The sequence below is a fragment of the Bermanella marisrubri genome (assembly GCF_012295615.1).
Lineage (GTDB): Bacteria > Pseudomonadota > Gammaproteobacteria > Pseudomonadales > Oceanobacteraceae > Bermanella > Bermanella marisrubri.
This window is the reverse complement of record NZ_CP051183.1, coordinates 1,518,027-1,532,316: the sequence shown is the minus strand read 5'-3', so window position 1 is coordinate 1,532,316 and position 14,290 is coordinate 1,518,027. Positions and strand designations below refer to the sequence as shown.

Genomic DNA, 14,290 nt, shown 5'->3' with positions numbered 1-14,290 from the left:
TAAACGATTTAAATATGGCTCATCCATGAGCCAGTTACAAGATACTACTAAAAATAGTACTGAAGCGTGATTTCGATGAAATCGTCATCGCGCAGGCCGAACTGAGGATTCTGACTACTGGGAGCAAACACCCTCGCCTCCACATCTACCGATAAGCGATTATCAAGGCGCGTACTGCCTTCAAGACTCAATCCATAGTCTTGATACTCATAATCGTAAAGCATGCCGACAAGCAATGTACTCTCTTCCGCATCATTGAATGACCAACGAGTACCGAGTAATACATCATGTTCAAACGCCGATAAGCTAGCTTTTGCCTGGCGTGAGTCATATAAATGCTCCGCCACCCAGCCGAGGTCTATCCGACTATCAAATACACCAACTTGAGTGTATTCAAAACCTGCCACACTGGACCAATAAGCTTCGTCATCCGCGACTTGCAACCCACTTGGTGTTTGTAGCACTGCCAATCTTTGACCGAACTGCTCAATTGAGTACTCCGGCATACCATCGCGATAGATGCTTTCTAATTTCCAAGCCCAGCCTTCGTCCAAGTACTGCACTTCTAAACCAAGCTGATTAATGAGCGGGTAATACGGCACCACATTTCCGCTGAGCTGACTCACGCCCAATACAGGTTCTCTGGACGTCCCATGAAATACACTGAATGCATATTCCAGTTGATCGATGTAGGTGTAATATCGACCTGCGACCGCAACATGGGACTGCTCTTGATCACTTTCGTATTGAGTATCGTCATAGGCTAAGCCACCTGACAAACGTCCGTCTTGGCCGGGTAAAGTACGTTCACGCTGATAGGGCAACACAAATAGATCTAGGTTACCCCAATCACGCTCTAACAATAACTGAATCATCGGCTGACCCAGCTTTTGCTCACCATCAATGCTTTCCACCAGATCCGTTTGGTTGATGATATCCACTAAGTGCGCTGACTCGGTCACGCCCCAGAACACCTTGCCAATGCCCGCTTTCAGTTCATAGCCTAAGCCAACCTTGTGCCAAATGAGTTCTCGAATATCGCCATGGGTACGCTCTTCATCGTTTTCATCCCAGCGATAAAAAGGTTTGAAGGTTATAGATTGATAACCATCATCCCAATCCTGATAAACCTCGCCGCGCAGTGCGACGCTGTTCTTCAAACCTGCATCAGGACCATAGGTCGCATCTTCTGCGTAGGCCGTCAGTTCATAATCGACCTGACCTAACACATCGGTTCGGGCTTGAGTCACACTGGTTGTTACCAGTAACACCATGGCAATTGCACTTTTACCAACACACATGCTCATACATTTCGATATAAAGCGCATCACTAACGCGCTCGCTTAAGACTATTCTTGGTAAATGCTCGCTCATCTAAGCCTACTTTGAATTCATAGGCTTCATATTCTAAGCGCGTCGCTTTACCAGTTTGGTGGTTTTGCATCACACTTAGGGAAGGACGCCAATATTGATCCAAATACTGTTTAAAGTCCTTGTTTTCCAAAGTCTTCAGTAGATCATTTTTACGATCATAAAAATCAATTTTCCATACACGATATTCTTCTTGATCAATCCATGCCACTTGACGGGTATAACCTGAATATTTGTCTTTAGGGTCGCGTTCCACCACAAACATTTTTTTACCGTCTACGGTTTCATCTCGTAAATATTTGTAATCATACTTTTCAACTTCTTGAGAACTAATATCTTCAAACGCAAACTCACTGCCCACAAACGGGCCTGATTTATTGCGACTAGAGATTTTCTTTACACGTTTCAATGCAGGCAAATATAACCATTGATCATCAGGCTTTGCTTTGTGCGTGTAAGTAAGCATGGCAACACCTTTTTGATCACGGGGTGTATCGAAAATCATCAAAGACTTGTCACCCTCCTCCGCTGCACCTTCCAGTGTTTTTACGCGCATTTGTCTCGGTGACTCATCACCGTTGTTGTCAATCAATACCATGCGCAGTTTCACCTGGCTGTCTTGATAACCCTCACCACGCTTGTCTGCCTCTTCTGCGATAGCCAAACCTTTCTCTTGCGGTGTGTGTGCTAATGCACCAGCTGCCATAAAGAATGACAATGTCAGTAGCAATACTGTTTTCATAATGCTTCCTTGTTCTTATTGTTAATTATTGTGCTTGATTTAATTTTTGTTCAGGTTCGGAAAACGGACTCATACTTGAGGATTCTGATGAGTCCGTTTTGCCCGTGACAGAACCCGCACCACTGCCACTATCGTCTTTCGAATCACGATCAACTCGCAGCAACAACGGTGGTAAGAAGAAAAAATCCACCACTAAGGCTAACGCTATAGTCAATGCACTCATCAATCCCATTTGCGCGTTAATAGCAAACGGAGAGAGAGTTAAGACCAGGAAACCTGCGCATAGCACAATAGTGGTGGCAGTCAGTGCAACGCCAACAGTATGAAAGGCATAATCTACTGCTTGCTTGGAGTTGTAACCTAGCTCACGCTTTGCGCGAACATATTTCGTCATGAAGTGAACAGTATCATCCACAACAATACCCAGTGTGACGCCTAATACCACAGACAAACCCAGACCGACTTGTCCATCAAAGAGCGCCCATAAACCAAAGCCCATGCCCGCAGGAACAAGATTCGGTATCAAACTAATTAAACCCAGTTTTAATGATTTAATAGATGCCATAATAATAAACGAGATCAAGATCAACGCTCCAACAACACCACTGATCATGCTAGTAATATTTCGCTCAGTAATGTGTGCAAACATAATGGCGGTACTCGCCCCTTCTGTGACCATATATTCTGGCGCGTTATCTTTTAACCAAGCGACGGCACGCTTATCCAAAGAAATCATTTCATTGGCAGAAATCTTATCAATTTGTACCACCATGCGAGTGGCGGACTTATCGCTGTTCACTTGATTGGTCAGATCTAAACCATAGGGTAAAGAAAGTTCATAAAGCAGAATAAACTGAGCGGCAAGTTCGCGACTATCTGGCATACGATAATAATCAGGGTTATCTGCGTTCATGTTCTTATTCAAGCGCTTCATGGTATCGCTAAAGGTATTAACATGGCGCACTTCAGGTTGCTCACGTAAAAACTCAGCAAAACGATCTATAGTGCGCAAGTATTCAGGGTCAGCAACGCCCATTGCTCCATCAGCCTTCAGACTATAGTTAATGCTTTGAACGCCGGTTAACTCTTCCGAAATCATCTCACTATCGGCACGGAACTGAACACTCCAATCAAAATACTCAATGGTATTATCATCCAATTCATTTAATGGGATCACTGCAATCAAGGCGATGATTAATACCGACATGCCATAAAAAAGCTTGTGACGATTGCCATAAACGAAATTTGATAACGCCGTCATCTTAGAGTTTTCATTAAAGCTTTGAGATACCTTCTTTGCAGGTAGTAGCATCATTAAGGCGGGCAGATAAAAAATAGCCAAAACAAAAGCCCCAATCACACCTATACATACGATATTACCTAGATCATGAAACGGAGGCGCGTCGGAAAAATTTAGACTTAAGAAACCGATGGCCGTAGTAACGCTCGTTAAAAGTACTGGCTGAAAGTTGATGCGAATACTCTCTACCATGGCCGCATGTTTAGATTCCCCTTTGGCGATACCGTGGTAATAACTCATTAAGATGTGAATACAATCGGCAATGGCCAGCGTCATAATCATAACCGGCGCCGATAGCGTGGTTGGCGTTACCTCAGGTCCGGGCCAACCAAATAAGCCCAAGCCGAGACCACTAGAAAAAATAACAATGCTAAAAGTGGCAAGCGTACCCCATAGGCCTTTTAGGGATAAAAACAATAGAACAAGGATTAGCCCCAACATAATGGGATACAGTGACTTCATATCCTGTTGGCTGGCTTCTGGAAAGGCATTATTAGTCATGGTCACGCCTGTAAGATGAAAGCTCACATCAGGATATTGAGCTTCATACTCTGCAACCATATTGCGCACATATTCTACTACTTCAGGTACTTCTCTCGCTTGATTTTTACCCGGTAGATTTATAGTAATATTTACACCGGTTGCTCCGCCATCGTAAGCGATTAAATTTCCAGCCAATACGGGATCGTTTAATGCAACTTGCTTTTTATTATCAATTTCTTCTTCATTTAATTCACTACTATATTCAAACAGGTTTTCAACAATGAGATCATCTTCTTCACTGTATGTATGTTGAAAGTTGGCAATGGAATCCACTCGGCGACTATAAGGAACTTGCCACGAAGCTTCGGTCAACTCCTCCACTAGCGTTAGCATACGTTCGTTAAATACTTCTCCGTCTTCTGGTACCAGTGCAATGAGAATATTGTCGACTTTATTGTATTCGTTTTGCAGTTCTTCAAACGCCTGAAGATGAGGATTGTCATGACTAAAAAATGCACGATAATCGGCATTCAGCACGATATTTTTAGCGCCAAAACTGCTGGCAAATACCAGTAGAATGGTGGCTAAAACCACTTTCCAAGGATTGCGAACAATCCACCAAGTTATGGATTCCATTGTGTGGGTCCTTATGTATTTTCGTTATTGTTATTCTGAGTAATCAGTTCGGTTGCAAGTTGAAGTACTTGACTCAATGATTCGGTCTGCTCATCTTTCGCGAGTCCCAAGCCATCTAAAAATACGTTTAAGCTATCGGCAAAAAAAACGATGGGATGATCAAACCCCAACTTGGACAATTCCCAATTATTGGTGAGCACGTCCTGCACGCCCCATTTCATAGCCCACCATCCAAACGCAGCAGTGCGCACCTTGTCCTGGGGAACTTCTTGGCTTTCAGAGAACAAGCTGATTACCTGATTGAGAATACTGTTATCAATGTCTGCAAGCTCTTCTCGATGAGCATGTGATATTTTGCCTTGAAACTCGGGGGCTTTTACTTGCGATACTAGCGCAGCCACTTGAGGTTGCTGCTTTGCATTAATAAAGAAAGCAGCACTGACTAAAAATACATTCAGACGTAAACTGTGAGAATCCTTAATGACCGAATCAATAGCACTGACTAAGTTGTGTCCGCAATGGATGACTAATTTAGCAATCACGTCTTCTTTGCACTGATAGTGCTGGTAAATGGTGCCTTTACTATATTCAGTTCGCTCAGCAATTACTTGCATACTGATAGCCGCCACCCCCTCTTCAGAGAGCAAATCCCGAGCAGTTTCCAAGATAAGTTGATCGCGCTGCAACCACGCTTGCGTCTTTCGATCGCGTTTATTTGTCATTTTTTATACTTATTTGACTCTGAGTCGAATTTTGACGTTGCGTCATTATTTGACGCCGCGTCAATTTACCCAATAGCGCAGTCAATCCATAGGCCCAAATTCGCCATAATATGCAGCTTTGCGCTTGATATATTGGCTGTATATACAATACTTTACATACATACAGCACTGTATATAATCACACTCTGTATATAAAAACAGATATAGGCGCCTATGATTAAATTAACTGCACGCCAGCAACAAGTTCTTGATCTGATCAAGCAAGCTATCGACGATACGGGCTACCCTCCTACTCGCGCAGAAATTGCTCAAGAACTTGGCTTCAAGAGCCCAAATGCGGCAGAAGAACATCTAAAAGCCTTAGCTCGTAAAGGCGCTATTGAGATGATTCCGGGAGCCAGTCGCGGAATTCGTCTAGCTCAACAAGAAGAAACAGGTCTACCTCTAATCGGCCGTGTCGCCGCAGGTGAACCAATTTTGGCGCAGGAACATGTAGAACGTCACGTGCAACTACCGAGAGATTTCTTCCATCCTACTGCAGATTTTCTACTAGAAGTTCACGGTGACAGTATGAAAGACATTGGCATCATGAACGGTGACTTAATCGCAGTACATAAAACTCAGCAAGTGCGTAACGGACAGATCGTGGTGGCACGGGTAAACAGTGAAGAAGTCACCGTGAAGCGTTTTCAGAAAGATAAAAACATCGTTAAGCTCTTACCCGAAAATAGTGAGTACAGCCCTATCGTAGTGGATTTAGAAAATGAACACTTAGATATCGAAGGTCTCTATGTAGGTGCGATTCGTCAAAACATCCATTAATGCAAAGGCTTCGAATCGGCAGAAACAAAAAAAGCCAGCAATTACTATTGCTGGCTTTTTTTATGAACGAACTTTAGAGCGTTGCTAGTGAACCGTACGCTCTTCTACATCAGCGATTTCACTGGTGTCTTCCACATGAACACCGCTAAGTTCACCGACCTTTCTTACACCCGCTTCAATCATGGCTTTTGCAATTTCAATGTGCTGCTCTGGGAAACTGATCATAGCGTCCTCAGAAAAACGAATACGAACTAAGGGCTCGCCTTCGCCATCACTACGTTTTAAGGCTACATCACCGTCAGCTAACTCAACTATCTCAAATACTGCTGCCATAAACCTCAACCAAAATAATAGGTGTCACAATCGAAAGGGGCGCGAGTATATCACCCCGATATAGCCAGCGAAACCAGCAATAGACTAGGATTTAATGCTCTTGATAATGCTCGCGCATGCGTTGAATGGTTTTTTCCATATCAATCAAATAGTTAGAAAATAAAGTGTCGTAATCGGCACTGGACGAAATCAATGCGGCATTCACTGTTCTATTGCCTAAACCCTCATCCAACATGCGCTCATATTGCTTGCGTATGCTTGCCACCCAACTATCCGCTTGGCCGTTCAACAGGCTTAGCTCGTACAGCTCTGTCGGCAACTCCTTTTGAGCAAACAACTCGTCTAGAGTGCGGCTGGGTGCCAGATTGTATTGAGCAACCAACTCTTTCACAAATCCACGAAGCGCGGAATACAAATGATAGAGAGACTGCTCTTGGGCCTGCACTTTTAATTGACCTTCAACGTCTGCTATACGTTCTATGGACAATTTAGCGAAATACAAGGCCTGGTTAGTGCGTGAAACGCTCATCAAGAAAAACCTTAGAAGTCGATTTGCAGACCAACGACACCAGCCTTGATCACTTCAATATCGACCACTTCTTCTTGAGCTTCAATAAAGCGATAGCCAGCGTAAATCTTTGCTGTAGGCAGTAAGCGATAGCCTACTTCAAGCCCTAAATCCACAAGGTTTTCAGTATCTTCAAATGACAGTACACTTGGGCTGTAATAAACATGACCACCTAAAGCCAAACCATTCAACTGGACGGGGCTGTAATCAACAAAACCACCGATCGCAATCGCACCACTATCGTTATAATCGGTGAAATAACCGTATAGCTTGCCGCCAATACCGATACGCACTGGACTGCCTTGAGTACGCACATCAACCGCATTGATACCTAAGTTGAATACGTTACCGTCATCTTCATGATGAATAAAACCGGCTGAAACATGCAAAGGTGTTCCCATGCGTGTAGCGTCATATTCTAGACCGGCCACTTCGTTGTTAATGCTTAATCCCAATGAACCACCAGCAAATGCCGAGTTCGAGATCATCAAAGCGATTGGGGCCAAATACCGCAGTAATTTCATTACACACCTGTCGTTATTATGCTGTTATTTTATTAGCGCCTATCATATCGGATGAGGCTTAATCTGCCTAGCAAAGAGCGCTTACAAAAAAGCGACTATACGCACATAACTGTGCTGTATAGCCGCTTTTTTTAATTACTACCTGTTATATGTTATCCATCAAGTAAACCAAGCATTAACTTGTTGATGCGATCAACATAACCCGCTGGATCTTGTAGCTGTGAACCTTCGGCCAATTGCGCCTGATCGAAAATAATCTGCGTCATGTCGGCAAAACGTTCTTCATCTTGCTGCTGATCCATCTTTTGCATTAAAGGATGCTCCGGATTCACTTCCAGTACACGCTTAGCTTCAGGTAAAGTTTGGCCCGCTGCTTCGAGCATACGACGCATCTGCATGTTGATATCATCCTTACCAACAACCAGACACGCTGGAGAATCGGTTAGACGATGAGAAACTCGAACGTCTTCCACTTCGTCATTGAGTACTTTCTTAATACGCTCAAGAAGATCTTTGCTTTCTTTCTCAACTTCTTCCTGCTTCTTCTTATCTTCTTCGTCTAACTCAAGTTCACCTTTGGTGATGTCTTCAAACGTCTTACCTTTGAACTCACTTAGATGTGAAACCATCCACTCATCAACGCGATCCGTTAGCAGAAGAACCTCAATACCTTTCTTACGGAACATCTCCAAATGCGGACTGCGAGAGGCCGTCAAATAGTTTTCTGCCGTTAGGTAATAGATTTTTTCCTGCTTCTCATCCATTCGCTCTAGATAAGTATCAAGCGAAATATTCTGAGTATCGTCTTCACCTTTTGTACTGGCAAAACGGAATAGTTCAGCGATTTTCTCTTTATTAGCGAAATCGTCTGCAGGCCCTTCTTTCAATACCTGGCCAAACCCTTCCCAAAACGTTTGATACTCTTCTGGTTTGTTTTTCGCCAGTTTTTTTAGCATATCTAGAATGCGTTTGGTCAAAGCAGAACGCATAGAAGCGATATTGCCATTTTCTTGTAAAATTTCACGACTAACGTTCAGTGGTAGATCATTGCTATCCACCACACCCTTGATGAAACGAAGGTATGGCGGTAAAAATTGCTCAGCGTCGTCCATAATGAAAACGCGCTGAACATATAACTTCAGGCCACGAGCACCTTCACGATTCCATAAATCAAACGGAGGTCGTTTTGGAACATACAGTAAGCTCGTGTATTCCAACTTACCTTCCACTTTATTATGGGACCAAGTCAAAGAGTCTTCGTAATCGTGAGCAATATGCTTGTAGAACTCTTGATAGTCTTCGTCTTCAATATCTGACTTGGAACGAGTCCACAGTGCTTTTGCGCTGTTTACACTTTCCCACTCAGGCGTCTCTGGCTTATCTTTCTCTTCACCGTAATGTTCTTTTTCCATCATCACAGGGACAGCGATATGATCAGAGTATTTTTTAACCAAATTACGTAAACGGAAGTTATCAGCAAACTCAGACTCATCTTTCTTCAGATACAAAGTGATGCTGGTGCCACGGCCCGCTTTTTCAACGTTCTCGATGGTAAATTCGCCATCGCCATCACTTGTCCAAAGTACGGCCTCGTCCGCTTTAGCACCAGCACGACGAGTCAGTACCTCTACTTTGTCTGCAACGATGAAGGAGCTATAGAAACCCACCCCGAATTGACCAATTAAGTGTGCATCTTTTTTCTCATCACCGGATAGCTGCTGCAAGAACTGAGCGGTACCAGACTTGGCAATCGTACCTAGATTCTCGATCACCTCATCACGGTTCATGCCAATACCGTTGTCGCTGATGGTGACGGTATTTGCTTCGCTATCAAATTCGATTTTCACCTGGGTATCTGGATCATTCTCGAAAAGACTATCATCATTTAAACCTTCAAAACGTAGCTTGTCACACGCATCCGAGGCATTGGAAATCAGCTCACGCAGGAAGATCTCTTTGTTGCTGTAAAGAGAATGGATCATTAGGTGAAGCATCTGCTTCACTTCGGTTTGAAAGCCTAAGGTTTCTTTTTGTGCAGTGGTCATCTATCTAAGACTCCTCAACAGGTCCTTTCACGACAAATTCAATAATAAAATCAAGACGTTGAGGTATATGGGGACAGGCTCGAAATTTTTCAAGGGCTAATATTGATTGTAAATGGAGTACTCTGGCTGAATGTGATGATGGCTACGATCTATAAGATGCTTCTCATTCTCGGACGCTGCAAGTACGTCCCTGTACGCTCGCTACATTCCATCCATGGAATGTCACGCCGCTCGCGAGAACATCCCATTGATCTCAATTCATCGCTTCTTAAAAAGCAGGGATAACATCAGGGTGCCAGTAAGAAATGCGCTCGTGCTGTGGCAACGGCCTCATCACGCTTATTCTGCCAAGCGTTAATAATCACATTAGCCACTCTAGATCCCTGACGAATGACTTGGCATTCAGCAAACGTATCCTTGCCACCTCGGGCCGCTCGTAGATAATCTAGCGAGAAATCAACGATCTTGGGCATGGCAGGCGTATCCAGCATCATCAGTAAATGTAATGCTGCCGACAACTCCATAAATCCACCGACGACGCCACCATGTACAGCAGGCAATATAGGATTACCCACGTTATCTTCATTGTTGGGAAGCTTAAAAATCACATCATTACCAAAGCGCTGAAACTCTAGGCCGATGAGATTAGCGTAAGGAATAGCACCCACTACAGGATCATAATCACGGGTTTGATGAGCGGTTTTCAAAATATCTGTAAAATCCGTCATTACTTCTCTCCCTGCTCAGGGTAGGTGTCATCCCCTACCACAATTTTCTGAAAATCTGGCGGTGTCATATGAGAGCCAATACGCATGAATGTCGCTACACAATTGGCCACTGGTTCATTAGTATCCCCTTGGTGAACCGTGCATCGAGTGAAAACCACATTTCGGCTCACTCTGTAGGCCTCTGCCAATGCGTAAATAGGTTTATGGGGTTCAGCGGCACGCACATAATCCACTCGCAAGTCCAAGGTTGGACACAATTCAAACTCCGGTAAAGCGTTGATTACCATGGTGCCGCATGCGGTATCCATCAAGGTGGTGATTACGCCACCATGAATCACACCACTCATAGGATTGCCGACATGTTGCTCGCTATAAGGTAACTCTAACGTCAGCGCTTTATCACTCGCTTCTTTGACGGTAATACCCAAGACCTGACAATGTCTCAGTACGCTGATAAATCGTTCAGCACGTCCTTGATAGGGATTGTTTTCACTCATGTAGGATAAGGCTTACTTAAAACTCAATAATAAGGTTAGCAGCTGTGACAAAACAGACTGCAGTTAGAATGCAATATGGCGCATCTTATACAACAAAGTGCGCCACATCTCTATGCTTGAAAGCCTTGAGTCCATTTATGCTAGTTAGGTTGGCAGTTTTAAACACTTTTAAGCGTCGAATAATATCAATTGCCCATCAGTTTTATGGCACCCGTAATCATCAGCCAAGCGACGACCAATACGGGCAAAAAGCGACCTATTAAATAGATACGCCACTCCCACCAACGATTTTCTGTTCCCAGCACGCTGCGAATAGTTTGCGGCGGTATAAACCAACAGAACAGCGCGGCTCCCATGATGCCAGACACGATAATGACGTCACCGCCCGCGATACGGTCGATGACATCCAATACAGGTTCACCATTGATGTTCAAATTAAGCGGAGTAAAACTTAAAGCAGAAAACAAGCCCAATATAAGCATCAGCAAGCAGACCCAAACCACCGCTTGTGTATTAGTTTGCTTAAACTCCTCTGCCACCGCAGCTATCAGTACTTTGAGACCCGCCAAACAAGAACTAAAAGCAGCAGCAAAGAACAACGAGAAGAACAACATGGCCAAATAAGCACCACCATCAATAGATGCAAATACCTGAGGCAACGTAACGAATGCCAATTGGCTACCGGCGTCCGGTTGCATACCGAACGAAAACAAGAATGGGAAAATCATCCAACCCGCCAGCAACGCAATACTGGTTTCTGTACCCGCCACAATTAAACAAGCACGCGGCACATTGGTGTCTCGAGGAATAAAACTGCCATAAGTAATCAAATAACCCTGACCAATGGCCAGAGTGTAAAACGCTTGTCCGAACGCAAACGCCCACAGTTCTACATTTAGCAATCGCGACCAATCTACCACAAAGAAGAAATCTTTCGCCTGACTCCACCCCGACGTTTGGCTCGCTTCAAATACCAAATAAATAATTACTAGCAACAATACTGGCATGAGGATTTTTGATGCTGTTTCTATGGCTTTCACACCCTTGATTAAAATAGCGCCGGCTAAAAGCGTAACTGCAATAAAATACCAGACACTGTTATAGCCAGCAGAGAATTCAGGAAAGACATCTACGTCTTGGCGAAACGCATCAACGGTATAACCCAAGGTCCAACCGGTTATGACCAAATAATAGCTGGTAATGGCCACCGTAATAAGAACCACAAACCAACCATAATAACGACCAAAGCGGTTGATTTTACCAAAGGTATGTACAGCGCCGCCCTTAGATAAACGCCCCGCTGCAACTTCCAACATCATGATAGGTAATACAACGACAATAAGAGCAATAAGGTACGCCACAAGAAATGCCCCACCGCCGTTTTCGCCCATCATGTAAGGGAAACGCCACAAGTTGCCAAGACCAACAGCCGCACCGGCCATTGAGGCAATGAACGCAGGTTCTGAAGACCATTGCTGTCGATCTTGTTTAATAATGGTTGGTTGCTTGCTCATGAAATATTCCATTTATCAATAGCAGGCAAAAGGCTACCAAAAGATATCGCTATTTCAATTGATAGAACGCAAGGTATGAATTAACAAATAGTATTTATGTGGGTAGACTAACTAAAATAACGATTTAAACAGAGGTTTAATTGGTTCCAGTCCAAAGGTTTTCCGAGGCAGCCATCGAATCCGACCTCCTCATAATGTCTAACTTCATGTTCCATCACATTCGCAGTCAATGCCACAATAGGTAAATTTGGGTATTTTTCCTTAATTAATTGGCACGCCTCAATCCCGCCCATTTCAGGCATAAAAATATCCATGAATACTAAATCTGGGATGCTCTGCTCTATAAACTCAATCCCCTGACGTCCATTCACGGCAACTTTAATATCCGCTCCAGTCTGCTCCATCATGCTCTCGAAAACGACCTGATTTATATCATTGTCTTCGACCAGTAAAATATTTTTACCTTCTAAGGAAGGCGCATCGATTTGGCCTGTTAAATCCTGCGTAGGACTTTGTATATCACTATGCTCCAAAGGCAACCGGACTTTCACAGACGTGCCCTTGTGAATTTCGCTTGTTACTTCGATTGAACCATCCATCATTTCAACGAGTGCTTTTGTGATGGCAAGGCCTAAACCAGAACCACCAAACCTTCGTGATGTAGACGCACTGGCTTGCTCAAAACGATTAAACAGCCGGCTGAGGGTTTCCTGATCCATACCGACCCCATTATCGTCGACACTGAAACACAGATGAATTTTCCCGTCTAAGTGCTCGGTCCACGCATTAATATCAACACGCCCACCCTTCGCAAATTTAACACCATTTGATAGTAAATTTAGTAAAATTTGCTTTACTCTCGTAGGGTCTCCCAACCAACCGTCCACGTCTTTTGCTAGCGGCTTAGACGTTATTTTGACCGACTTTTCTTTCGCTAAGGCACCTATCTCGGATTGAGTTTGGGCGACGATTTGATCAAAACTGAAAGGCATTTCTTCAAGCCTTAACGCACGCGATTCAATTTTAGAAAAGTCTAAAATATCGTTGATAATAAAACCTAGTGATTTTGTTGAATAAACCGCCTTGGACAGTAAGTCTCTCGCCTCAGAATCAAGCTGCTCATTTTTCGAAAGAAGTTGTAAAATACCATATATCCCATTTAAAGGGTTGCGGATTTCATGACTCATATTTGATAAAAAGTCACCCTTAGCGCGATTCGCATCTTGTGCGACCTTTGCCGCATGTCGTGATTCGTTTAATGCATTTAGAATTTTTCTATCCGCATCGTCAAAAGCCTCACTCAATCTGGCGATCTCTTTAAAGCCTTTGACAGCAGCTGCTGGTTCATCCTTATCTGTCCCAAATCCCTCAATTTTGGCTAATAACTTAGATAAGGGCATCACTGCCAACCGATTCAATATGTAGGCACCTGTAATCACCAACAATATAACCACCGCACCAGTCAATAAACTGATTAATTTGACACGCTTTTTCATATTTTCGTAATTGCGTGTTTGAGCCACTAAAAGGGCTTGTTCCCGCTGAATGAAGGACTCCATTTCCGTACGGATCGACGCCATGAACTGCTTGCCATGATCCGCATTAACAACGGTCAACGCCTCTTCATGCTTTCCCTGCTTGGACAAAGCAATAGTCTGATCTAATTCAGCTAACTTTTTCTCGATGAGTTTTTTGACATTTTGAAGTTTAGAGACCTGGTTAGGTGTATCTTGCGTCAGCTTAGTAAGCTCATCATAGTAAGCCCGACTGGTTGCAATACCATCGAAGTAGGGCTGCAAATAGGATGGATTTTGCGTGAGTAAAAATCCGCGCTGTCCGGTCTCGGCGTCTTTAAGAGAGCTAATTAACAGGTCGGCTTGCCGCAGCGTATGATTCGCACGTTGAAGTTGACCAAACTGCTTATCCGTCTGCAGTTGGCTGTAAGAAATGATCCCTGTATTCAGTAAACTCGCCAGTAGCAATATTGCGAAAACAATAAAGGCGC

Annotated in this window: 13 protein-coding genes; 1 reads left to right on the top strand and 12 read right to left on the bottom strand. The window is 43.8% G+C overall.

What is annotated here, in order from left to right; translation table 11 throughout:
- Positions 1-47: 47 nt before the first annotated feature.
- The 4 genes from HF888_RS07055 to HF888_RS07040 are packed head-to-tail and all read right to left on the bottom strand — an operon-like array spanning position 48 to position 5,254.
- Positions 48-1,307, bottom strand: a complete 1,260-nt coding sequence (locus HF888_RS07055; protein WP_007017616.1) for a hypothetical protein — start codon at positions 1,305-1,307, stop codon at positions 48-50.
- A gap of 23 nt (positions 1,308-1,330) precedes the next feature.
- Positions 1,331-2,113, bottom strand: coding sequence for an outer membrane lipoprotein-sorting protein (locus HF888_RS07050; RefSeq protein ID WP_007017615.1), 783 nt, complete (start codon positions 2,111-2,113; stop codon positions 1,331-1,333).
- Positions 2,114-2,138: 25 nt separating this feature from the next.
- On the bottom strand, positions 2,139-4,532 hold the full coding sequence (locus HF888_RS07045) for an efflux RND transporter permease subunit (RefSeq protein WP_007017614.1): 2,394 nt from the start codon (positions 4,530-4,532) through the stop codon (positions 2,139-2,141).
- An 11-nt stretch (positions 4,533-4,543) separates the two neighbouring features.
- Positions 4,544-5,254: a TetR/AcrR family transcriptional regulator gene (locus HF888_RS07040; protein ID WP_007017613.1), complete on the bottom strand. Its 711-nt coding sequence runs from the start codon at positions 5,252-5,254 to the stop codon at positions 4,544-4,546.
- A gap of 213 nt (positions 5,255-5,467) precedes the next feature.
- Here HF888_RS07040 and lexA point away from each other — a divergent pair, with 213 nt between their 5' ends.
- The gene (lexA, locus tag HF888_RS07035) at positions 5,468-6,076 is read left to right on the top strand and encodes a transcriptional repressor LexA (RefSeq protein ID WP_007017612.1); all 609 of its coding nucleotides are present in this window, start codon (positions 5,468-5,470) and stop codon (positions 6,074-6,076) included.
- Between the two features lie 84 nt (positions 6,077-6,160).
- Here lexA and HF888_RS07030 read toward each other — a convergent pair whose 3' ends face one another.
- The 8 genes from HF888_RS07030 to HF888_RS06995 all read right to left on the bottom strand — a co-directional run bounded on the left by HF888_RS07030 (position 6,161) and on the right by HF888_RS06995 (position 14,267).
- A complete protein-coding gene (locus HF888_RS07030; protein WP_007017611.1) occupies positions 6,161-6,409 on the bottom strand; it encodes a hypothetical protein in 249 nt (82 codons plus the stop codon).
- Between the two features lie 91 nt (positions 6,410-6,500).
- Positions 6,501-6,938 (bottom strand): DUF6586 family protein, encoded by a 438-nt coding sequence (locus HF888_RS07025; protein ID WP_007017610.1) that lies wholly within the window; start codon positions 6,936-6,938, stop codon positions 6,501-6,503.
- Between the two features lie 11 nt (positions 6,939-6,949).
- A complete protein-coding gene (locus tag HF888_RS07020) occupies positions 6,950-7,501 on the bottom strand; it encodes a YfaZ family outer membrane protein (protein ID WP_007017609.1) in 552 nt (183 codons plus the stop codon).
- Between the two features lie 152 nt (positions 7,502-7,653).
- On the bottom strand, positions 7,654-9,546 hold the full coding sequence (gene htpG, locus HF888_RS07015; RefSeq protein WP_007017608.1) for a molecular chaperone HtpG: 1,893 nt from the start codon (positions 9,544-9,546) through the stop codon (positions 7,654-7,656).
- 287 nt (positions 9,547-9,833) lie between these two features.
- Positions 9,834-10,274 (bottom strand): PaaI family thioesterase, encoded by a 441-nt coding sequence (locus tag HF888_RS07010; protein WP_007017607.1) that lies wholly within the window; start codon positions 10,272-10,274, stop codon positions 9,834-9,836.
- Positions 10,274-10,771, bottom strand: a complete 498-nt coding sequence (locus HF888_RS07005; protein WP_007017606.1) for a PaaI family thioesterase — start codon at positions 10,769-10,771, stop codon at positions 10,274-10,276. Before HF888_RS07005 ends, HF888_RS07010 begins: the two co-directional genes overlap by 1 nt.
- A gap of 185 nt (positions 10,772-10,956) precedes the next feature.
- Positions 10,957-12,285, bottom strand: coding sequence for a sodium-dependent transporter (locus tag HF888_RS07000; protein ID WP_007017605.1), 1,329 nt, complete (start codon positions 12,283-12,285; stop codon positions 10,957-10,959).
- A gap of 107 nt (positions 12,286-12,392) precedes the next feature.
- A complete protein-coding gene (locus tag HF888_RS06995; protein ID WP_210436501.1) occupies positions 12,393-14,267 on the bottom strand; it encodes a CHASE3 domain-containing protein in 1,875 nt (624 codons plus the stop codon).
- Between the last annotated feature and the right edge of the window lie 23 nt (positions 14,268-14,290).